Genomic DNA, 21,836 nt, shown 5'->3' with positions numbered 1-21,836 from the left:
CTGGGGTGAGTGACAAATCTGCCTGGAGCAGATTTGAACGCTGTTTGCAGCAGCCCCAATGGGGAGAGGCCCAGGGAGGGGCCGAGTAATGCAGCCAACGCACATGCAACTTGAAGTATGACGAGTATATAATTAATAACTGCAAAATTATCGTGTTAGGGAACGCCCGGCTTCGTTTAATATTGGATAAAACGAAACATAGTCAGACAACGTAGTGTCATCAAGGAAACCAACAGTATGTTTACCAAGAAAATTTTACTGGCTGCCAGCGGCATGTTCTTATGCGTGTCGGCCAGTCAGGCGGCTGGCTTGATTGCCCCGGACAATACGCTGCGTAACGATCTCGCATGGCTTTCCGACCGTGGCGTAATTAATGTCAGTCTCTCCACCTGGCCGTTAAGTCAGGAAGAAATAGAATCCGTTCTTTCGCAGGCCAAGCCTGTTACCAACACGGAAAAAAACGTCATTAGCCGGGTTGAGCAACGCATCAGCAATCTGAAATCCAATGTTCGTATCACCGGCTATACCTCTACCGACAAACCCGGATTACCACAGGGCTTTGGCAACACCCACGCCAGCGATCATGCGCTTTCCATTGGCGCTGGAGCCAGCGATGAATTCTGGGACGTCAATCTTAAAGGCACCGTTGAAGGCGACCAGCGGATTAGCGATCAATCCCGCTGGAATATGGACGGTTCCTACGGCGCGGTTAAAATCTTTAATCAATGGCTATCATTCGGCAAAACCGCCCAATGGTGGGGCCCGGGCTATGACGGCAGCCTGATCCGTTCCGACGCGGCCCGTCCGGTAACTGGATTTAGCTTGCAGCGCGCCGATCAATCGCCGTTTGAAACGCCGTGGCTTTCCTGGATCGGCCGCTGGCAATATCAAATTTCCGCCGGTCAGCTCGAACAGTATTATGCCGTGCCTGAAACCAAACTCATCGGTGGGCGCCTGACATTCATGCCGACCAACTTCGTTGAGCTGGGCGCGTCACGTATTATGATGTGGGGAGGGGAAGGTCGTCCTCAGTCATGGGGATCGTTCTGGGACGGTGTGGCGGGAAGAGACAATACCGGAACGCAGAATGAACCCGGCAACCAGTTGGCCGGCTTTGATTTTAAACTGAAATTGCAACCGCTGACGGGTCTGCCGGTCAGCCTGTACGGTCAGTTGATCGGTGAAGATGAAGCCGGCATGCTGCCATCAAAAAACACCTACCTTGTCGGTCTTGAAGGCCATCCTGAATGGGGCACATCAACCATCAACTGGTATATTGAAGGGGCCAACACCCGCTCCAACGAATCCACAAACGGCGTCATTTACACCCACCACATCTATAGAGACGGCTACTACCAGCAAGGCTCGCCTTTGGGCCACGCCATGGGCGGCGATGGACGTATGCTATCCGGGAAAGTGGAGTTGGCGCTGGATGACGGACAGCGCTGGAGCACCCGCGTCACCTACGCCAGGGTCAATCCGAACGAGCAGAGTATTAATAAAGCCTTCCCGCGCTCTGATACGTTGAAAGGAATTGAACTGGGCTGGGGTTACGACTTCCAGTCAAAGGTGAAATTTGACACCAGCGTATGGTACACCGATAGCGATAACAGCCTCAGCGACGACTTCGGCGCCGGGTTGGGCGTGGAAATACCGATTAATCTCTAATCATTTTCATCGTTGCCAGAAACAAAAAAGGTGGGAATTCCCACCTTTTTTAATGGTTGCCAATCTCAAGCACGCCACTGCTTGAAGCGGTTGATCAGTCCGTTTGTCGAACTGTCATGGCTGGTGACGTCTTTCGCATCTTCCAGTTCGGGTAGAATGCGGTTAGCCAACTGTTTACCCAATTCCACGCCCCACTGATCAAAAGTGAAGATGTTCAGAATCGCTCCCTGGGTGAAGATTTTGTGCTCATACAGGGCGATCAGCGCCCCCAGGCTGTAAGGGGTAATTTCACGCAGCAGAATCGAGTTGGTCGGACGGTTGCCTTCAAAGACTTTGAAGGGCGCAACGTGCTCGACGTCCTTCGCCGTTTTACCCGCGGCGGCAAACTCTGCCTCAACCACGTCGCGGCTCTTGCCGAACGCCAGCGCTTCTGTCTGGGCAAAGAAGTTAGACAACAGCTTGCTGTGATGGTCGCTCAACGGGTTATGGCTCAACGCGGGCGCAATAAAGTCACACGGAACCAGCTTGGTTCCCTGATGAATCAGCTGATAAAACGCATGCTGACCGTTGGTTCCCGGTTCGCCCCAGATAATCGGCCCGGTTTGATAATCCACCGGATGACCGTTGCGATCGACGTACTTGCCGTTGGACTCCATATTCCCCTGTTGGAAATAGGCGGCGAACCGATGCATATATTGATCGTACGGCAGAATGGCTTCCGTTTCGGCGCCGAAGAAATTGTTGTACCAGATACCGATCAAGGCCAACAGCACCGGCAGGTTTTGCTCGGCCGGGGTAGACGCGAAGTGTTTGTCCATCGCATGAGCGCCGCTGAGCAGTTGCTCAAAATTGTCGAATCCCAGAGAGAGAATAATCGACAAACCAATCGCGGACCACAGAGAATAACGCCCGCCGACCCAGTCCCAGAATTCAAACATGTTATTGGTATCAATGCCAAAATCGCCGACGGCCTGGGCATTGGTAGACAGCGCGGCAAAGTGTTTCGCCACATGTTTTTCGTCTTGCGCGGTTTTCAGGAACCAGTCACGGGCGCTATGCGCGTTGGTCATGGTTTCCTGGGTTGTGAAGGTTTTGGACGCCACCAGAAACAGCGTGGTTTCGGGATTAAGCGGCTTCAGCGTTTCCGCAATGTGCGTACCGTCGACGTTGGAAACAAAATGCATATTAAGATGATTTTTATACGGCTTCAGCGCTTCCGTCACCATATACGGCCCCAGATCGGAGCCGCCGATGCCAATATTCACCACATCGGTAATCGCCTTGCCGGTGTACCCTTTCCACTCGCCGCCGATGACCCGTTCGCTGAAGTTTTTCATTTTCTCCAGTACCGCATTCACCTCAGGCATGACATCTTTGCCGTCGACGACAATCGGGGTGTTGCTGCGGTTACGCAGGGCAACGTGCAGTACTGCCCGGCCCTCGGTCCGGTTAATTTTTTCGCCGGCAAACATCGACTTAATCGCCCCGGCCAAATCAGTTTCCCGCGCCAGCGCCTGTAATTTTTCCAATGTCTCCGCTGTAATGCGGTTTTTGGAATAATCCACCAGCATCAAATCGTCAAAAGTGGCGGAAAAGCGTTCAAAACGCGAACGATCCTGAGCAAACAAGTCTTTGATCTGAATATCTTTCATCACATCAAAATGTTGTTGTAACGCTTGCCACGCGGCGGTTTGGCTTGGATTGATATTTTTCATAACAATGCTCTTCTCTCCGAGAGTGAAATCAAAAATTGCTGAATCGATTGTATCCCGTAAATCGTCAATTGAGATCCCTTTTCTTGAGAAATGCACATCGCCGCGTTTGTTTTATTGACAGTCACCGGATAACCCGTTATTTCTAACTCTGTACTTGCGCGTTCAGCGCAAGCCAGAAGAGGAGCGTCGCCCAGGTAAGGTATCGGAGGAACCGTAATCCGCTGATGATACCCCAGGGGGAGCGACGCCGAGATGGCGTGAACGACGGAATTCATGGACATCGACCACAGGGGCTGAATCCTCTGGGTTGTCACCCGGTTCGCCCTGATTAGGGCGTTCAGCAAGGTGGAGCGCTTCTGGGTGTATCGTAGTTTTTCTATTTCTACGCCTGCTCCCTGTTTACCGCTCTTCCCTTGTGCCAAGGCTGATTAATGGATCGCCGTTGTGAATAACGCAAACAATGGCTCCCCTGACACGAGGTTTTTTTAAATGTCCGCAAACACGCATCCTATCGTTATCGCCAAATTCGGCGGCACCAGCGTCGCCGATTTTGACGCCATGAATCACAGCGCCGATGTGGTTTTATCCAATCCCGATGTTCGGGTCGTAGTATTGTCGGCCTCCGCCGGCATCACCAATTTGCTGGTTTCCCTGGCCGAAGGGCAGAATCAGGAACAGCGAGCCCAACTACTGAGCAAAATCCGTCAAATCCAGTACGCCATCATCGACCGCCTGGCGACGCCGGCGGTGATCCGCGATGAAATCGACCGCATGCTTGAGAATATCACCACGCTGTCGGAAGCGGCGGCGCTGGCGACCTCCAATGCCCTGACGGATGAGCTGGTAAGCCACGGCGAGTTGATGTCCACCCTGCTGTTTGTTGAAATCCTGCGCCAGCGTGAGGTGATTGCCGAGTGGTTCGATGTTCGCAAAATCATGCGCACCGATGACCACTTCGGCCGCGCCGAACCCGATTGCCAGACATTGGGAGAATTGACCCGCAGCCAGTTGCAACCGCGTCTTGAGCAGGGATTAATCATCACGCAAGGTTTTATCGGCAGTGAGGCCCTGGGGCGCACCACAACCTTGGGACGCGGCGGCAGCGACTACACCGCCGCGCTGCTGGGCGAAGCCTTGAATGCCAGCCGCATTGATATCTGGACCGACGTGCCCGGCATCTACACTACCGATCCGCGCGTGGTGCCGGCGGCGAAACGTATTGACGAAATTATGTTTGAAGAAGCGGCGGAGATGGCCACATTCGGGGCGAAAGTGCTGCATCCGGCCACGTTATTGCCCGCCGTTCGCAGCGATATTCCGGTGTTCGTTGGTTCCAGTAAGGATCCCGCCGCAGGCGGTACGCTGGTTTGCAATAAAACCGAAAACCCGCCGTTGTTCCGTGCGCTGGCGCTGCGTCGCAAGCAAACCCTGCTGACCTTACACAGTTTGAACATGTTGCATGCGCGCGGCTTTCTGGCCGAGGTATTCAGCATTCTGGCCCGTCACAACATCTCGGTCGATTTGATCACCACCTCGGAAGTCAACGTGGCGCTGACGCTGGATACCACCGGTTCCACCTCAACCGGCGACAGCCTGCTGTCCAGCGGCTTGTTGACCGAGCTGTCCTCGCTGTGCCGGGTGGAAGTCGAAGAAAATCTGTCGCTGGTTGCGCTTATCGGCAACAAGCTGTCGCAGGCCTGCGGGGTGGGCAAAGAGGTCTTTGGCGTGCTGGACCCGTTTAATATCCGGTTGATTTGCTACGGCGCCAGCAGCAATAACCTGTGTTTCCTGGTGCCCGGCAATGATGCGGAGAAAGTGATCCAAACGCTGCACCGCAGCCTGTTTGAATAATCCGTTTTCGCCGAATTCAGCGTGGGAGAGTCGCTTCTCCCGCGCTCACAGCGTCAATGGCGACTCTTCCCGTTCTTCATCTTCATCCTGCGATACCGTCAGCACGTTATACGCCACCGCACAAAACAGCGAATTCAACCGGTTCATATCGCCCAACAACCCCAAATGCAGCGAGCTGGTTTCCAGGCTCTGCACGTTCTGCTGGTGCAACCGATCAACGTGGGCATGCGCATAACGACGATTCAGAATACGGAAACGGTGTTTGGCACGGCGTAAACGTTTAGCGCTGGTGATATCTTCCGAAAGAAATACCGACAGACCAAGACGTAAGTTCGCCAGTAACTGATCGTGCAAGGTGTTTAACTCCGTCAGCCCCTGAGCCGAAAAGGCCCGGCGAGCGGTCAGGGATGTATTGGCGACATCGTCGGCCATCCGTTCGATAATATCCCCCGCCTGCTCAAGATTCAGCGCAACCTCAATCACTTCCGCCCAACGCCGGGAGTCCCGCTCGTCGAGGCTGTCTTTTTGGATCTGCGCCAGATAGAGCTTAATCGCGGTATACAGCACATCGACATCATCATCCAGCCGGCGGATTTCCCGCCGCTGCATCGGGTCGCCTTGCAGTACCTCACGATACAGACGCAGCATCTGCTCCACCACATCGCCGATCCGCAGGGTTTCCCGCGCGGCGTTGGTCAGCGCCAGCGCGGGCGTATCCAGCGCGCTGGTGTCCAGATGCCGCGGCCTCATTTGAATATCCACTTCGGGCGAATCGGCGATCATCACGCAGGACAGGCGGGCGACCATCTCGGCGAACGGAATCAATATCAGACAACGAATAAGGTTGTAGAAAAGGTGGAAATAAATCACCAGTTCTTCCGGTTCGAGCGGTAAACGCGCCAGCCAGCGCGACAACGGCTCAACAAAGGGCAGTACGAACAGGCAGCCAATCAGTTTGAACAGCACGCTGCCCAACGCCACACGGCGACCGGCCGCATTCTGCGTCGTGGAACCGATCATGATCAGCAGCCCGCTGCCCAGATTGGCGCCAATCACCAGACACATCGCCACTTCCAGAGAAATCACTCCGCTGGCCGTCAACGTCGCGGTCAGCAGTACCGCCGCCAGACTGGAATAACTGACGACCGCAAACAACGCGCCGACCAATGCATCGAGCATGATGTCGCCGGTGAGCGAAGAGAACAGCACTTTCACACCCGCTGTTTGGGTGATCGGGGTGGCCGCCGCCACAATCATTTCCAGCGCCAGCAGAATCAGCCCCAGGCCAATAGCCACCCGGCCGATCTGCCCCACGCGCGTCTGCTTACGGCTGAGGAAGAAAATCACCCCCAGAAAAATCAATAACGGGGACAGCCAGGAAAAATCAAACGTCAGTATCCGCACCATCAGTGCGGTGCCGACATCCGCGCCGAGAATAATCACCAGCGCCGGGGCCAACGCCACCAGCCGCTGCGAAACAAAAGACGTGGTCAGCAACGCGGTGGCATTACTGCTCTGAACCAACGCCGTGACGCCGATCCCGGCCATAAAAGCCCAGGGCTTCTTCTCCACGCTTTCGCTAAGAACCCGCCGTAAACTGGCGCCATAGACCCGCATGATGCCGGTGCGAACAATATGCGTTCCCCACACCAGCAACGCAATCGCAGAAAGTAAGTGCAGCAGTGTTAACACAACGTTGATACTCCTGGCGTCTAGGTGATATTGATAATTCCCTCGTCAGTCATATTAACAGATGTTTCCTGTCTTCACTGGAAAGCGCTTTCCATATAAGAAAATTCGCCGGCATGATTCAATAACTCAATCGCCCCTTTTTAATGGCGTTGACGTCAGAGCGTGGCGGCGGCGGAAAGTGATTGGCGGGCGCTGAGGAAAAAAGCAGGCCGGGAACGTTCCCGACCCCAGACCGTTGATAAAGCCCGTTATTAGGGAGAGCGTGGCGAGGGGCCGTAGCGGCGTAAGCCGCCGACAAATTTGCCAGGAGCAAATTTGAACAGCATTTATGCTGGCCCGCAGGGTGGGACACAAGGATGTGTCCCATCATGGCCCCTCGGTACGGTAGGCCCGGGTATCTCGGGCTTACCGACGACTTTGTCAGCAACCTCAGTCCGGGAATGTTCCCGGCCTGCTTTATGTAACAACCGTATTAGAAAGAGTAAGACACGCTGCCCACGATGCTGCGCTCGGCGCCGAAATAGCAGAACTCCAGCGAGTTACAGGCCGCCACGTAACGTTTGTCCGTCAGGTTATTCACGTTCAACTGCGCGCTGAGGCCTTTCAACCCGACTTTGGATAAGTCATACCCCACCGCCATATCCACCAGCGTATAGGATGGCAGCGTATGGGTGTTGGCGCGATCGGACGTTACCCCGTTGACATAACGCACGCCGGCGCCGATGGTCAAACCATCCAGCGGGCCGCTTTTCACGTCATAGCTCGCCCAGGCGCTGGCCTGATTACGCGGCGCGTAAACAGCGCGGTTCCCCTGCTCGTCGGCGCTGCTTTTCTTATAACGGATATCCGTGTAGGTATAGGCAGCCTGCAAACGCAGGTTGTCGGTCAATTGGCTGACGGCCTCCAGTTCCACCCCTTCCGATTCGATTTCCCCCACTGAACGATAGGGGTCGGTCGGCTGTACTTTGGTCGCCACATTGCGCTGATTGATGCGGAACACCGACAGGCTGTACTGGCTCTGCGAACCTTCCGGCTGATATTTCAGCCCCGTTTCCCACTGCTTGCCTTTCATCGGCTCAAGCACGTTGCCATCCTCGCCGACAAAGCTGGTGGGCGTGAAGGCGGTGGAATAGCTGACGTAAGGGGCAAAACCGGAGTCAAACAGATAGAGCAGCGCCGCCCGGGAGCTAAGGTTATTTTCATCCAGTTCGCTGCGGGTGCCGGTGCTCTTATCGATATTGGTCACTTTCACCCGATCGTAACGCCCGCCCAGCGTGAAACGCCAGCGCTCCCAGCTCATTTGATCCTGGATATAGATCCCGGTCTGTTGCAGCTTATGTTTCTCAAGCGTTGAGCCGTACATGGCCGTCGGCGCGGCGCCATAGACCGGATTAAAGACATCAATGTCGGGAAACGCGCCTGAAGGCCAGTCCACGTCATTGTGCCGTTGCTGATAGTCCACGCCCACCAGCAGACGATGATTCACCGCGCCGGTGTCAAAGCTGCCGTCCAACTGGTTATCCAGCGTCACGGCGGAAAGTTTTTCCCGCGCGCCGGAATAGTAGCGATAAAGCGAGTCCCCGCTGCTCCAGCCATAGGCATACACCTGATCCAGATGAACTTTAGTCCGCAGATAGCGCGCTTTCTGACGTACCGACCAGCCGTTGTCGAAACCATGCTCGATGTTGTACCCGACCATATTCTGCTTACGATCGTACTTCTCGTAATTCTCTTCGCCTTCATAAAAGGTGTTCGGGATTTTCCGCCCGTTATGGGCAATCACCGTTCCTTCATAGGGTAATCCAGAATGGCTGCCGCCTTCCGGATCGCGGTGCAGGTAAGCCAGCAGATCCAGCCGGGTCTTATCGGAAATCCGCCAGGTCAGGCTGGGCGCAATGGCGTAACGCTGCTCTTTCAGCGGGCCGAACTGGGTATCCGCATAACGCGTCATGCCGCTGAGGCGAAACGCCAGACGGTCATCGTCATCCAACGGCCCGGTGACATCAAAAGCCGCGCCGCGCTGCGCGTTATTACCGGCAAACAGTTTGATCTGTCCGCTGCGATCAAACGACGGCTGACGGGAGCTCAGCGCCACAATCCCGCCCGGCGAAGCGCGGCCATACAGCACCGAGGCCGGCCCTCTGACCACTTCAATGCTATCCAGGAACCAGGGATCGACAACCAAAGAACTGTGGGAGCTGGTGTCTCCCATCATTTTCAGCCCGTCCCAATAGACGTTGTCCAGACTGCCGTCGGAAAAACCGCGCAGCACCATATAATCAAAGCGGTTGGATGCGCCGATTTGGTTGCTGAACACGCCGGGCGTATAGCTTACGGCCTGTCGTACGCTGATGGCACCTTGCTCTTGGATCTGATCGCGCGTGACGATGGAAACCGCCTGCGGGGTTTCAATATCCGGCGTCGCCAGCTTGGTTGCGCCGCTTTGCGTCTGAGAGGACACCACTATCGTATCGTTACCGGAGGAAGACGGCGATGCCGTCTCTTCCTCCGCCATTGCCGATAGGTTAAAGCCGCCCACGATACACCCAGCCACCCATGCCAGCCGCGATTTTCTGAACATGACACTCTCCACAACACGCTTTATTGTAAATAAGAATTATTACCGTTTTTACCGACGTTATAACTATGCGCAATGACAGATGCCATATGCGCAATGACAAAGGTGCTGTACGGTGGGAACTTTCAGATATTGGGTCGAACCACGCTCGGTGAAAAACCGTAGCGTCGTCGAAAGGCGGTAGAGAAATTGGTGGCGTGCTGATAACCGGACATCCAGGCCGCCTGCTGGACGCTATACCCCTGTTCCAGATAGCGACGAGCCAGTTCCAACCGGCAGTCGCGCAGGTAATCAAATACCGAATGCCCGTAGGCCTGGCGGAATTTGCTTCGCAGGCTACTGGCGCTCATGGCTGCCGTTTGCGCCAGATCATTGAGCCTGTACTCTTTTTCAGGCTGCTGCTGTAACAGTTGGCGAATAGTCTCCAGACGATGCCGTTCACCGGGAGAAGATAAATAGCTTTTTTCCTGTGGCTGAGATTCCATCGACAGGCCGTATCCCAGCAGTTGCAGCATGACGCCTTCCAGCATGAACTGGCGCGCCATACTTGGCTCGGCGTTTTCCAGCACATACTGCAACCCGGACAGCAAATAACCGGGTATCTGCCAGACAAACGCCGGGGCATCTGTGCGTTCCCATTCATGCAATAACGAGGTAATCAACGGCTGCGGCTGAAAACTGGCCGGATTGATGCCAAGCGTCAGGGTCTTGAGGTGACAATCGGCCTGATGACTGGCGTTCATTACCACATGCTCGCCCAGCCGGGTGCTGAACGCCATGCCCGGACGCACGGTAAACTCCCGGTTATTCAACCGGATCGCCACGCAGCCTTCCAGAACGATCAGGGTATAAAGAGGAGAACAGTGCAATGAAGTGGATTCATAAGGTTGCAAAACCCGCACGTTGGAGTGGGTCAGGCAGATGCCTGACGACAGCGCCAGCTCTTCGACACGGCCCTGGATGACCGCACCCTTTTCTTTGTAACGATCGCAACTCCCCGCCAGCGCAGGAAAATGGTAGCTAATCCCATAACGCTCGCCAAAATCAAAAAAATCTTCTATCGAAAAGTGGCGTTTTGCCATCGCAAGAGCGTGTGCATTCATCATGTTTTGTATCAAACATCAGGCCAGGCCGATCTGGAGAAACAAACGCCAGAGTAATAGTTATCAGCTTCACCATATCATCAGCCTCGCGGGGCATCAATAATAGTGATAACCATTCTCATAAAATCGTGTTATCAATTTCTGAAGAATGGAGCATGCTCAGCCTATCCCGCGATACATCGCCTAGTCCGCGTCGTAGCCTAAATTCGGCGCTAGCCAGCGTTCCACTTCACCGATATCCATCTGCTTACGTCTGGCGTAATCTTCGATCTGATCGCGCTGAAGCTGGGCGACGGCAAAATATTTGCTGTCAGGGTGGCTGAAGTACCAACCGGATACCGACGCGCCCGGCCACATGGCGTAAGAGTCGGTTAATTTCATCCCGACGTGCTTTTCCACATCCAGCAGTCGCCAGATTTCGGCCTTTTCGGTGTGATCCGGACATGCCGGATAGCCCGGCGCCGGACGAATGCCCTGATAGTTTTCACGAATCAATTCGTCATTGCTGAGGTTTTCATTGGCCGCATAGCCCCAGTAAACCTTGCGCACGCGCTCATGCAAATACTCGGCGAAAGCTTCAGCTAACCGATCCGACAAGGCTTTCACCATGATTTTATTGTAATCATCATGCTTCGCTTCCCATTGTTCGGCTAACGAGTCCTCCTCCAGCCCGCCGGTGACGGCAAACGCGCCAAGATAGTCCGGCTTACCGCTGGATTTAGGCGCGACGAAATCGGCCAGGCAATAGTTGGGGAAATCCGCTTTTTCCGTTTGCTGGCGTAGATGATGGCTGACCAACAGCACCTCATCCCGACGCTCATTGGTATAAACCTCCACATCGTCACCCACCCGGTTGGCGGGGAATAGCCCAACAACCCCGCGGGGATGAAGCGCGCCGCGCGCCGACAAATCATCCAGCATGGCGTTGGCATCGGCAAACAAGCGTTGCGCCTCTTCCCCCACTATCTCATCTTCCAGAATACGCGGGTATTTTCCGGCCAACGACCAGGTCATAAAGAATGGCGTCCAGTCGATGTAATTACGCAACGTTTCAATATTGGCGGTAACGTCCTGTACGCCCAGGCGATGCGCAACTGGCGGCGTATAGCTTTCCCAGTCCAGCGGCGTGGCGTTATCGCGGGCGGCTTGCAGCTTGATGGGCGGCGTTCTGGGCTTTTTGCGCCCATGTTGAATACGCACGGTTTCATATTCTTTGCGGATACGGGCGACAAAATCATCACGCTGACTGGCGGACAGCAATGCGGAAACCACCCCCACCGTGCGGGAAGCATTCTGTACATAGACGGTCGGGCCGCTATAGTTTTGCTCGATCTTCACCGCGGTATGCGCTTTTGAGGTTGTCGCGCCGCCGATCATTAACGGCAGGGTAAATCCCTGACGCTCCATCTCTTTCGCCACGTTGACCATCTCATCCAGCGACGGGGTGATCAGGCCGGACAGACCGATGATATCCACTTTCTCTTCACGCGCGGTCTTCAGAATTTTATCCATCGGCACCATCACGCCAAGATCGATGATTTCATAGTTATTGCACTGCAACACCACGCCGACAATATTCTTGCCGATATCGTGCACGTCCCCTTTTACCGTTGCCAGCAGGATCTTCCCGGCGGTGGTTCCCTTGGCTTTACTGGCTTCGATATAGGGCTCGAGGTAGGCCACCGCCTGCTTCATCACCCGGGCGGATTTCACCACCTGCGGCAAAAACATTTTCCCGGCGCCGAACAGATCGCCGACCACGTTCATACCATCCATCAGCGGCCCTTCAATCACTTCAATGGGCCGTTCCGACTGCTGACGCGCCTCCTCGGTGTCCAGCTCGATAAACTCGGTAATGCCTTTAACCAGCGAGTACTCCAGCCGCTTCTTAACCGGCCAGCCGCGCCATTCCGCCTGCGGCTTGTGGCTTTCATCGTCCGACTTGCTGCCGCGGTATTTTTCCGCCAGATCGAGCATACGCTCGGTGGCATCGTCACGACGGTTGAGGATCACATCTTCAACCGCCTCACGCAGCTCCGCCGGGAGATCGTCATAGATCGCCAACTGACCGGCGTTAACGATCCCCATATCCATCCCGTTGCGGATCGCATGGTAAAGAAACACGGCGTGGATCGCCTCGCGCACCATGTCATTGCCGCGAAAAGAGAAGGAAACGTTAGACACGCCGCCCGAGATCATCGCATGGGGTAACTGCGCTTTGATATCCGCACAGGCTTCAATAAAATCCACCGCGTAGTTGTTATGCTCTTCAATGCCTGTCGCCACCGCGAAAATATTCGGGTCGAAAATAATATCTTCCGGGGGGAACCCCACTTCTTCGGTGAGGATGCGGTAAGCGCGGCGGCAAATATCTATTTTACGGGCGCGGGTATCCGCCTGCCCCACTTCGTCAAACGCCATCACCACCACCGCAGCGCCATAGCGCCGCACCAGTTTGGCGTGATGAACAAAGGCTTCAACCCCTTCTTTCATGGAGATCGAGTTCACAATGCCTTTGCCCTGAATACATTTCAGGCCCTGCTCAATCACATCCCATTTTGAAGAGTCAATCATGATCGGCACGCGGGCAATATCCGGCTCGCCGGCAATCAGATTCAGAAAACGAACCATCGCCGCTTCCGCATCCAGCATGCCTTCATCCATGTTGATATCGATGATCTGCGCGCCGCTTTCAACCTGCTGGCGGGCCACATCCAGCGCTTCATTATATTTTTCTTCTTTGATCAGCCGCTTAAATCGCGCCGAACCGGTGACGTTAGTCCGTTCGCCGACGTTGACAAACAGCGTATTCGCGTCAATATTCAGCGGCTCCAGACCAGCCAAACGGCAGGCCACCGGGATCTCCGGCAATTTACGCGGAGCAACGCCGTCGACCGCCTTGGCAATGGCGGCAATATGTTCCGGTGTGGAACCACAGCAACCACCGACAATATTCAGAAAACCGGAGCGCGCCCATTCGCCGACGTGCCGCGCCATGTCGGCCGCATCCAGATCGTACTCGCCAAAGGCGTTCGGCAGCCCCGCATTCGGGTGCGCCGACACATAGCATTCCGCAATGCGCGCAAGCTCCGCCACATACTGGCGCAGCTCATCCGGCCCCAGCGCGCAGTTCAGACCAAATGACAGCGGCCGGGCATGACGTAACGCATTGTAGAACGCCTCCGTCGTCTGGCCGGACAGGGTGCGCCCGGAAGCGTCGGTGATGGTGCCGGAAATCATCACCGGCAGTTCGATCCCTAACGCTTCGAATTCGCTTTCAACGGCAAACACCGCCGCTTTGGCGTTCAGCGTGTCAAAGATGGTTTCGATCATAATCAGATCGACACCACCCTCGATCAACGCGCGGGTTGACTCACGGTAAGCGGTTACCAGTTGATCAAAACTGACGTTACGAAATGCCGGATCGTTAACATCAGGAGAAATCGAGGCCGTGCGGTTGGTTGGCCCGAGAACGCCGGCGACGTAGCGCGGTTTATCCGGCGTCAGCGCCGTCCACTTGTCGGCACAGGCGCGGGCAAGTCGTGCGGCGGTGGTGTTGATCTCCGCGGACAATGACTCCATCGCATAATCAGCCATCGCGATGGTGGTGGAATTGAAGGTATTGGTTTCGAGAATATCCGCTCCCGCCTGCAGATAAGCATCGTGGATCGCCGTAATAACCTGAGGCCGGGTCAGCACCAGCAGGTCGTTATTGCCTTTAACGTCGCTCGGCCAGTCGGCAAAGCGCTCCCCACGGTAATCCTCTTCCTGTAAGCGATAACTCTGGATCATGGTGCCCATACCACCATCCAACACCATAATGCGTTGCGCTAACTGACGGCGCAATTCGTCTACCCGATTAATCACAAAAACCTCATTCCAGCCAATGCCTGTCTTACCCATGCGAGGTTTTATCCTAGCATAAGTTGCGAATCAGCTAACGCCGTGTCACATGAGACTTTTTCAGGCAGCAAAGAGATTTCATCCGCCGGGAAAGAAGAGTTGCATTCTTGGGTAAAAAAACGAAAATCAATTCCATTATCTGAAAAAGGAATCAATGCCATGACGCCACCAGAACCCGCCAAAAGAGGGAAGAAACCCAGGGCCAATGCCGCGACGCCCGCCCAGCCAACCGGGCAGGTTCAATCGCTGACGCGCGGCTTGACGTTGCTGGAATACATCGCACAGGCTAACGGCAGCGTCGCGCTCACCGATCTGGCCCAGCAGGCGGGTTTGCCCAACTCCACGACCCATCGGTTACTGACCACCATGCAACAGCAGGGGTTTGTCCGTCAGGTCGGCGATCTCGGTCTGTGGACGATTGCTTCCCATGCCTTTATCGTCGGCAGCAGCTTTTTGCAAAGCCGTAATCTGCTAGCCACCGTGCACCCGATACTGCGCAAACTGATGGAAACATCCGGCGAGACGGTGAATTTAGCCGTGCTGGACCAGAGCGATTGTCAGGCGATTATTATCGATCAGGTGCAGTGCAACGCGCTGATGCGCATGTCCGCGCCGATCGGCGGCAAGCTGCCGATGCACGCGTCGGGCGCGGGGAAAGCGTTTCTGGCCGCTCTACCGGAGGAACAGGTAACGCGGTTGCTGCATAGAAAAGGGCTACATGGCTACACCCATCACACCCTCAACTCGCCGCAAAATCTTAAAGAAAATCTGTTGCAGATCCGCAAGCAAGGCTATTCCTTTGACGACGAAGAGCATGCGCTGGGACTGCGCTGCATCGCCGCCTGTATCCTTGATGAGCATCACGAAGCCTTTGCGGCGATCTCTATTTCCGGCCCGGTATCACGCATTACCGACGATCGCGTCACCGAACTGGGCGCGTTAGTGATCAAGGCGGCGAAAGAGATTACTCAGCAATACAGCGGCACGCGTTAAACGCGACGTCTAAAGCCGATAGGGATCGGTTGTTCATCCGCTTCAGCCCGACGCTGGCTGAAGCGCTGCTTATGCCGATAGGCGTAAACATCTTCAATATGGCCGTCACGAATGCGCTGCTGCAACCCTCGCCAGTAATCGGCACGGAACAAATCACCGTGCATTTCCTCAAACAGCGCCTGTAAATGGCGATCGCCGCACAGGAAATGGCGAAACTCTTCGGGAAATACATCATTCGGCGCCACGCTGTACCAGGGCTCCGCGGCCATTTCATCCTCGGGATAACGCGGCGGCGGGATCTCGCGGAAATTCACTTCCGTCATATAGCAGATCTCATCGTAGTCGTAGAAAACCACCCGGCCATGCCGGGTTACGCCAAAGTTTTTAAACAGCATATCCCCCGGAAAAATGTTGGCCGCGGCCAACTGCTTGATCGCATTGCCATACTCCTCAATCACATCATGGAGCTGTTGTTCCGTGGCCTGTTCAAGATAAAGGTTCAGCGGCGTCATGCGTCGTTCCATATACAGATGACGGATCACGATCCGATCGCCTGAATCCTCCAGCTTTTCCGGCACCTCACGCTGTAATTCCGCCATCAACGCCGGGCTGAGACGCTGCTTATCGATGACAAAATTTTCATACTCCTGCGTATCCGCCATTCTTCCGACGCGATCGTGCTCTTTGACTAACCGATAGCACGCCATAACTCGCTCGGCATTCACCTCTTTTGGCGGCGCAAAGCGATCTTTAATCACCTTAAACACCCGATCAAACGACGGCAGCGTAAATACCAGCATCACCATGCCTTTCACCCCGGGAGCAATAATAAATTGCTCCTCAGACGCGGCAATGTAATGCAGATACTCGCGGTAATACTCCGTTTTGCTGTGCTTTTGGCAGCCGATCGCCAGATACAGTTCAGCCGTGGTTTTACCCGGCAGAATATCGCGCAGCCAGGCCACCAGCGCGGAAGGCTGCGGGGCATACACCATGAAATAAGAGCGAGCGAAGCCAAACACAATGCTGGCTTCGGAATGGCTGGTCAGGCAGGTGTCGATAAACACCGCCCCCTGCTCGTTATGGTGAATAGGCAACAGGAAAGGGAAAATGCCCTCCGGCACGGACAGCTTCCCGACCAGCCAGCCCGCCTTATTGCGATAGAACACCTCATTCGCCACCTGTAGCGTCGCTTGGGATAGCTGCTCTGCGGAGAAAGTTTGCTGTAGATAAGCCACAATGTAGGAAATATCCCGCGACAGATCCTCCCATGGCAGCCGTAAAGGCAGGTCGCCCAGCAATTTTTCCAGCAGCGCGCGCCAACCGTCCGACGGGATAAACATGCGCGCAATGGGACGCGGGATCTCGCGAAAACGTCGCTCAGGCTGAGAGCTGAAGACAAAAAGTTTATCCGGCGCGAGTTCCCGGTGGTTGAACAGCCGGCAATAGACCGAGTTAAAAAAGCTTTCCGCGATCTCAAAGCGCGGGTAATCCGGCAGCAAAGCGGTATAACGCTGTTTTACCCGAGCCAGAAAGTCGGCATCGTCGCAGCGTGTCCCGGTGATACAGCGCAATTGCTCCACCACCAGACCGACATGGTGATCATACAGGTGAATGCGCTGCTTCATTGCCTGCTGCACCGCCGGCCAGTCCGCTTGCTCAAACCGCTGTTGCGCGCCGGCCGTCACCTCCAGAAAGCGACCGTATTGCGCATCGAATCCCTGCAAAATCGTCTGCGCCACCAGTTGTTCAAGATCGCGAACCATCATGCTCTCCAGATGAACACCGGCCAGCAGCACGCTGGCCGGGTAGGATCAAAATTGCTGTTCTTCTGTCGATCCCGTCAGAGCGGTGACGGAAGAAACGCCGCCCTGAATAATGTTCGTCACCTTATCAAAGTAGCCCGTGCCGACTTCCTGCTGATGGGATGAGAAAGAATAGCCGTCTTTTATCGCATCAAACTCCGGCTGCTGCACTTTCTCAACATAGTGTTTCATGCCTTCGCCGCGCGCGTAAGCGTGGGCCAGATCGAACATGTTGAACCACATACTGTGGATCCCGGCCAGCGTAATAAACTGATATTTGTAGCCCATTGACGACAGTTCATCCTGAAAGCGCGCAATGGTGCGGTCATCCAGATTCTTCTTCCAGTTGAAGGAAGGCGAACAGTTATAAGCCAATAACTTACCGGGATATCTTTCATTTATCGCCTCGGCGAAGCGGCGGGCCAGTTGCAAATCGGGCGTTGAGGTTTCGCACCATACCAGGTCGGCATAAGGCGCGTAGGCCAGCCCGCGGCTGATTGCCTGTTCGATGCCGGCACGGGTGCGATAGAAACCTTCCACCGTGCGCTCGCCGATAACGAAAGCACGATCGTACTCATCGCAGTCTGACGTCAACAAATCCGCCGCATCGGCATCGGTACGGGCAACCAGCAAGGTTGGCACCCCCAGCACATCAGCGGCCAGACGCGCGGCGACCAGTTTCTGAACCGCCTCCTGCGTCGGCACCAGCACCTTGCCGCCCATATGTCCGCATTTTTTGACAGAGGCCAACTGATCCTCAAAATGAACCGCCGCTGCCCCCGCTTCAATCATCGACTTCATCAGTTCAAAGGCGTTCAACACCCCGCCAAATCCCGCTTCCGCATCCGCGACAATCGGCAGGAAATAATCGGTATAGCCTTCATCACCCGGTTCAATCTGATTAGACCACTGGATCTGATCGGCGCGACGAAAGGTGTTGTTAATCCGCTCGACCACGGCAGGCACCGAGTTCGCCGGATATAATGACTGATCGGGATACATACTGGCCGCCAGATTCGCATCAGCGGCAACCTGCCAGCCGGACAGATAGATGGCTTCAATACCCGCTTTGGCCTGTTGTAAGGCCTGCCCGCCGGTGAGCGCGCCAAGACAGTTCACATAGCCTTTACGCGCATCGCCATGCAACAATTTCCATAATTTAGCGGCGCCCAATTGCGCCAATGTGCATTCCGGGTTCACCGAGCCACGCAGATTAACCACATCTTCGGCGCGATAAGGACGGGTGATGCCTTCCCAGCGAGCGGTTTTCCATTCTTGTTCGATTGCTTGAATCTGTTGGGTACGAGAGGTTGTCATAGCGGCGATTCCTTTTATCATCAGTCAGAATTAATCAAGTAATGCGTAACCGGGTAACGTCAGGAAGTCGATCAATTCATCCTGCGTGGTAATTTGCTCCATCAGGCGCGCAGCCTCATCAAACCGGCCGCCGCTGAACCGTGCCTCCCCCAATTCCTCCTGAATCACCCGCATCTCTTCCGCTAACATCTGGCGGAAGAGCGCTTTGGTGATAGCCTGTCCGTCGTTCAACGTCTTGCCGTGATGAATCCATTGCCAAATGGAGGTACGGGAAATTTCCGCGGTCGCCGCATCCTCCATCAGGCCGTAAATAGGCACACAGCCGTTACCCGAAATCCAGGCTTCGATGTACTGCACCGCCACGCGAATATTGGCGCGCATGCCGGCCTCCGTTCGTTCGCCTGGGCAAGGCTCCAGCAATTCCGCCGCACCGATCGGCGCATCTTCCGCGCGACTGATGTCAAGCTGATTGCTCCGACCCGTCAAGGCCCGATCGAAAACCGCCATCACCTCATCCGCCAATCCGGGATGTGCGATCCAAGTGCCGTCATGACCGTTTCTGGCTTCCAGTTCCTTATCTTTACGCACTTTATCCAGCACCCACTCGTTACGCGCGTGATCCTTGCTGGGAATAAAGGCCGCCATTCCCCCCATCGCAAACGCGCCGCGCCGATGGCAGGTTTTAATTAATAATCTTGAATAAGCGCTCAGAAAGGGTTTATCCATCGTCACCGACTGACGATCGGGCAAAACACGGTCGGGATGATTCTTCAATGTTTTGATATAGCTGAAAATATAATCCCAGCGGCCGCAGTTCAGCCCGACGATATGATCGCGCAGGTGATAGAGGATCTCATCCATCTGGAAAACAGCGGGTAATGTTTCGATCAGTACCGTCGCTTTGATGGTTCCGCGCGGGAGATCAAAACGATCCTCGGCATAACAAAACACCTCGCTCCACCAGGCCGCTTCCTGCCATGCCTGTGTTTTTGGCAGATAAAAGTACGGACCGCTGCCTTTTGCCAACAGTTGCTGATAGTTGTGGAAAAAATAGAGCGCGAAATCGAACAGGCTGCCGGGAATAGCCTCGCCTTGCCAGGTCACGTGTTTTTCAGGCAAATGCAAACCGCGAACGCGGCAGATCAATACGGCCGGATCGGGTTTTAACTGATAAATTTTTCCTGATTCATTGATATAAGAAATCGTGCCTCTTACCGCATCACGTAAATTAAGCTGACCGTCAATGACCTTGTCCCAACTCGGGGATAACGAGTCTTCAAAGTCAGCCATAAAAACTTTCACGTTGGCGTTCAGCGCGTTGATCACCATCTTGCGTTCAACAGGCCCGGTGATTTCAACACGACGATCGTTAAGATCATCAGGGACACCGCGGATTTTCCACTCTTCACGCCTAATGGAAGCGGTTTCCGAAATAAAATCGGGGAGTTGGCCATTATCGATTATGCGCTGCTGCACCTGACGCTGCGCCAATAACTGATTACGTCGCGGCGTAAAACGGCCGACTAATTCAGTTAAGAAATCAACCGCGTCTTCAGTAAGAATTTGTCTTTCAACGTCGCCAAAACGCTGACTGAATACTAACTCTCTGCTTATCGTCTGTTGCGTCATTTCATGGTTCCTTCTCAGATCCCGCTTCACTCATCAACATAGCTGGCCGGCAAACAAGGCATGAGCATTTATTAACCGACAGTTTTAAGCGTAATTCAATAAAGTTAAAAATCAAAAACTATTTCCATTTTTAAAAATAAAAGCATGTAATCATTTGATCTCTATAAGAATTAATTTTTGTTAGCAAAGGAAATGGATTTCACTTGATAAGTTTGGCAGAGATGACAAAAAGAAAGGCGCCTAAGGGCGCCCGCAGAGAAGGGAGAGATAAAGAAAAGATCGATTAGTCCAGCGTCGGATTCATGCGACGCAAATCAAACGGCGTAATCTGGTAAACGTAATAGTTAAGCCAGTTAACAAACAACAGATAGCCGTGGCTGCGCCAGGTCGCATGTGGCGATATATCAGGGTTGTTATCAGGGAAGTAATTGACAGGCATCATCGGATCCAGACCGGCTTCACAATCACGAAAATACTCACCAGCCAGCGTCAACGCATCATACTCGGGATGCCCGGTGACAAACGCCAGGCGTTTATCCTTACTGGCAAACAGATAAGCGCCCGCCTGCTCAGACTCCACCAGAATATCTAAATCCGTATGGTCACGAATAACATCAACGGGGAAATCCGCATAGCGTGAGTGAGGCGCTAAAAAGGTTTCATCAAAACCACGGGTCAATAAAGCATGGGGTTGCAGCGTATGATGCGAATAAACACCGGATAATTTCTCTGCCCGCGTCATTTTGGGAATGCCATAGAGAATATTCAAAGCGGCCTGTACCGCCCAACATACAAATAGCGTTGACGTGACATGCTCTTTCGCCCACTCAATCACTCTCGCAATCTGCGGCCAGTAAACCACATCACAAAAATCCACTAATCCTAACGGCGCGCCTGTGACGATTAAACCGTCAAAATTTTCATCCTGAATATCATCAAAATTACAGTAGAAATTATCCAGATGCTCTGCGGGCGTGTTCTTTGATTCACGGCTATCAATACGCAGCAGTTGAATATCAATCTGCAAAGGGGAGTTTGATAGCAGCCGAAGAAACTGGTTTTCCGTTTCGATCTTCTTAGGCATCAGGTTCAGTACCAGCACTTTCAACGGACGAATTTCCTGCGTTTTAGCGCGAGAAGAGGTCATCACAAAGACGTTCTCATTGCGCAGAAAACTTACGGCTGGTAACTCATCAGGAACCCGGATTGGCATAACCTTATATCCTCACTACATACGTTTATACGTTTAGACTTCTAGATGCCTGAAGATAGCGAGTTTTTATTCCAATGTCGAGCATCCACCGTCTAAGGTGAAAATGTTTCATCACGATTGAGATAAGCTTATCTGTTTTTCAGATAAAGAAGTGTAATTAGCAGAAATAGTAAAATAAGAGCGCTACAGTCAGCCTCTATATATCAGCCCTGCAACACAGATATTTCCGTTTTCTCCATGCAAAAAAGCCCCATGCTTTCGCATGAGGCTTTCCGCTTTGTTTGATGCCTGGCAGTTCCCTACTCTCACATGGGGAGACCCCACACTACCATCGGCGCTACGGCGTTTCACTGCTGAGTTCGGCATGGG

At 54.1% G+C, this 21,836-nt stretch carries 13 protein-coding genes and 1 riboswitch; of the genes, 3 read left to right on the top strand and 10 right to left on the bottom strand.

The genetic code is table 11. The annotated features are described in order from the left end of the window. The first annotated feature begins 237 nt into the window (after window positions 1-237). A complete protein-coding gene (locus tag HOY33_RS18065; RefSeq protein WP_172291530.1) occupies window positions 238-1,668 on the top strand; it encodes a capsule assembly Wzi family protein in 1,431 nt (476 codons plus the stop codon). A gap of 65 nt (window positions 1,669-1,733) precedes the next feature. On the opposite strand, the gene pgi is transcribed toward HOY33_RS18065, so the two are convergent. Then, the gene (gene pgi / locus HOY33_RS18060; protein WP_172291529.1) at window positions 1,734-3,383 is read right to left on the bottom strand and encodes a glucose-6-phosphate isomerase; all 1,650 of its coding nucleotides are present in this window, start codon (window positions 3,381-3,383) and stop codon (window positions 1,734-1,736) included. A gap of 168 nt (window positions 3,384-3,551) precedes the next feature. After that, a riboswitch (Lysine riboswitch) is annotated at window positions 3,552-3,747 on the top strand. Between the two features lie 125 nt (window positions 3,748-3,872). On the opposite strand from pgi, the gene lysC reads away from it, so the two are divergent. After that, on the top strand, window positions 3,873-5,234 hold the full coding sequence (gene lysC / locus HOY33_RS18055; RefSeq protein WP_172291528.1) for a lysine-sensitive aspartokinase 3: 1,362 nt from the start codon (window positions 3,873-3,875) through the stop codon (window positions 5,232-5,234). Between the two features lie 45 nt (window positions 5,235-5,279). Here lysC and HOY33_RS18050 read toward each other — a convergent pair whose 3' ends face one another. The 5 genes from HOY33_RS18050 to HOY33_RS18030 all read right to left on the bottom strand — a co-directional run bounded on the left by HOY33_RS18050 (window position 5,280) and on the right by HOY33_RS18030 (window position 14,671). Beyond that, a complete protein-coding gene (locus tag HOY33_RS18050) occupies window positions 5,280-6,926 on the bottom strand; it encodes a Na/Pi cotransporter family protein (RefSeq protein WP_172291527.1) in 1,647 nt (548 codons plus the stop codon). 472 nt (window positions 6,927-7,398) lie between these two features. After that, on the bottom strand, window positions 7,399-9,507 hold the full coding sequence (locus HOY33_RS18045; RefSeq protein ID WP_172291526.1) for a TonB-dependent siderophore receptor: 2,109 nt from the start codon (window positions 9,505-9,507) through the stop codon (window positions 7,399-7,401). A 122-nt stretch (window positions 9,508-9,629) separates the two neighbouring features. Further along, entirely contained in the window at window positions 9,630-10,586 is a 957-nt protein-coding gene (locus tag HOY33_RS18040; protein ID WP_172291570.1) for a helix-turn-helix transcriptional regulator, read from the bottom strand. Between the two features lie 204 nt (window positions 10,587-10,790). Next, on the bottom strand, window positions 10,791-14,474 hold the full coding sequence (gene metH / locus HOY33_RS18035) for a methionine synthase (protein WP_172291569.1): 3,684 nt from the start codon (window positions 14,472-14,474) through the stop codon (window positions 10,791-10,793). 44 nt (window positions 14,475-14,518) lie between these two features. Beyond that, on the bottom strand, window positions 14,519-14,671 hold the full coding sequence (locus HOY33_RS18030) for a hypothetical protein (protein ID WP_172291525.1): 153 nt from the start codon (window positions 14,669-14,671) through the stop codon (window positions 14,519-14,521). Between HOY33_RS18030 and iclR the strand changes: the two genes are divergently transcribed. Then, window positions 14,670-15,503, top strand: a complete 834-nt coding sequence (gene iclR, locus HOY33_RS18025) for a glyoxylate bypass operon transcriptional repressor IclR (protein WP_172291524.1) — start codon at window positions 14,670-14,672, stop codon at window positions 15,501-15,503. The genes HOY33_RS18030 and iclR overlap by 2 nt on opposite strands. Here iclR and aceK read toward each other — a convergent pair. The 4 genes from aceK to metA form a co-directional block, all read right to left on the bottom strand. Next, complete coding sequence (aceK, locus tag HOY33_RS18020; RefSeq protein ID WP_172291568.1) at window positions 15,500-17,269, bottom strand: bifunctional isocitrate dehydrogenase kinase/phosphatase; 1,770 nt, start codon at window positions 17,267-17,269, stop codon at window positions 15,500-15,502. The two genes, iclR and aceK, sit on opposite strands and share 4 nt — an antisense overlap. Before the next feature lie 48 nt (window positions 17,270-17,317). Then, window positions 17,318-18,625 carry an isocitrate lyase gene (gene aceA, locus HOY33_RS18015; protein WP_172291523.1) on the bottom strand — a complete coding sequence of 436 codons (1,308 nt, stop codon included), beginning with the start codon at window positions 18,623-18,625 and terminating at the stop codon, window positions 17,318-17,320. Between the two features lie 30 nt (window positions 18,626-18,655). Further along, window positions 18,656-20,254 (bottom strand): malate synthase A, encoded by a 1,599-nt coding sequence (gene aceB, locus HOY33_RS18010; protein WP_172291522.1) that lies wholly within the window; start codon window positions 20,252-20,254, stop codon window positions 18,656-18,658. A gap of 283 nt (window positions 20,255-20,537) precedes the next feature. Further along, window positions 20,538-21,467: a homoserine O-succinyltransferase gene (metA, locus tag HOY33_RS18005; protein ID WP_172291521.1), complete on the bottom strand. Its 930-nt coding sequence runs from the start codon at window positions 21,465-21,467 to the stop codon at window positions 20,538-20,540. Between the last annotated feature and the right edge of the window lie 369 nt (window positions 21,468-21,836).

The organism is Brenneria sp. hezel4-2-4 (genome assembly GCF_013155275.1).
Taxonomy (GTDB): domain Bacteria; phylum Pseudomonadota; class Gammaproteobacteria; order Enterobacterales; family Enterobacteriaceae; genus Brenneria.
Note: the sequence above shows the minus strand (reverse complement) of the source record. Positions and strands in the feature narration are given on the sequence as shown.

Excerpts from the sequence above, each read along its gene's own strand:
- HOY33_RS18065 (WP_172291530.1), top strand. The coding sequence starts at position 238 with ATGTTTACCAAGAAAATTTTACTGGCTGCCAGCGGCATGTTCTTATGC.
- pgi (WP_172291529.1), bottom strand. The coding sequence starts at position 3,383 with ATGAAAAATATCAATCCAAGCCAAACCGCCGCGTGGCAAGCGTTACAA.
- lysC (WP_172291528.1), top strand. The coding sequence starts at position 3,873 with ATGTCCGCAAACACGCATCCTATCGTTATCGCCAAATTCGGCGGCACC.
- HOY33_RS18045 (WP_172291526.1), bottom strand. The coding sequence starts at position 9,507 with ATGTTCAGAAAATCGCGGCTGGCATGGGTGGCTGGGTGTATCGTGGGC.
- HOY33_RS18040 (WP_172291570.1), bottom strand. The coding sequence starts at position 10,586 with ATGGCAAAACGCCACTTTTCGATAGAAGATTTTTTTGATTTTGGCGAG.
- iclR (WP_172291524.1), top strand. The coding sequence starts at position 14,670 with ATGACGCCACCAGAACCCGCCAAAAGAGGGAAGAAACCCAGGGCCAAT.
- HOY33_RS18030 (WP_172291525.1), bottom strand. The coding sequence starts at position 14,671 with ATGGCATTGATTCCTTTTTCAGATAATGGAATTGATTTTCGTTTTTTT.
- aceK (WP_172291568.1), bottom strand. The coding sequence starts at position 17,269 with ATGGTTCGCGATCTTGAACAACTGGTGGCGCAGACGATTTTGCAGGGA.
- aceA (WP_172291523.1), bottom strand. The coding sequence starts at position 18,625 with ATGACAACCTCTCGTACCCAACAGATTCAAGCAATCGAACAAGAATGG.
- aceB (WP_172291522.1), bottom strand. The coding sequence starts at position 20,254 with ATGACGCAACAGACGATAAGCAGAGAGTTAGTATTCAGTCAGCGTTTT.
- metA (WP_172291521.1), bottom strand. The coding sequence starts at position 21,467 with ATGCCAATCCGGGTTCCTGATGAGTTACCAGCCGTAAGTTTTCTGCGC.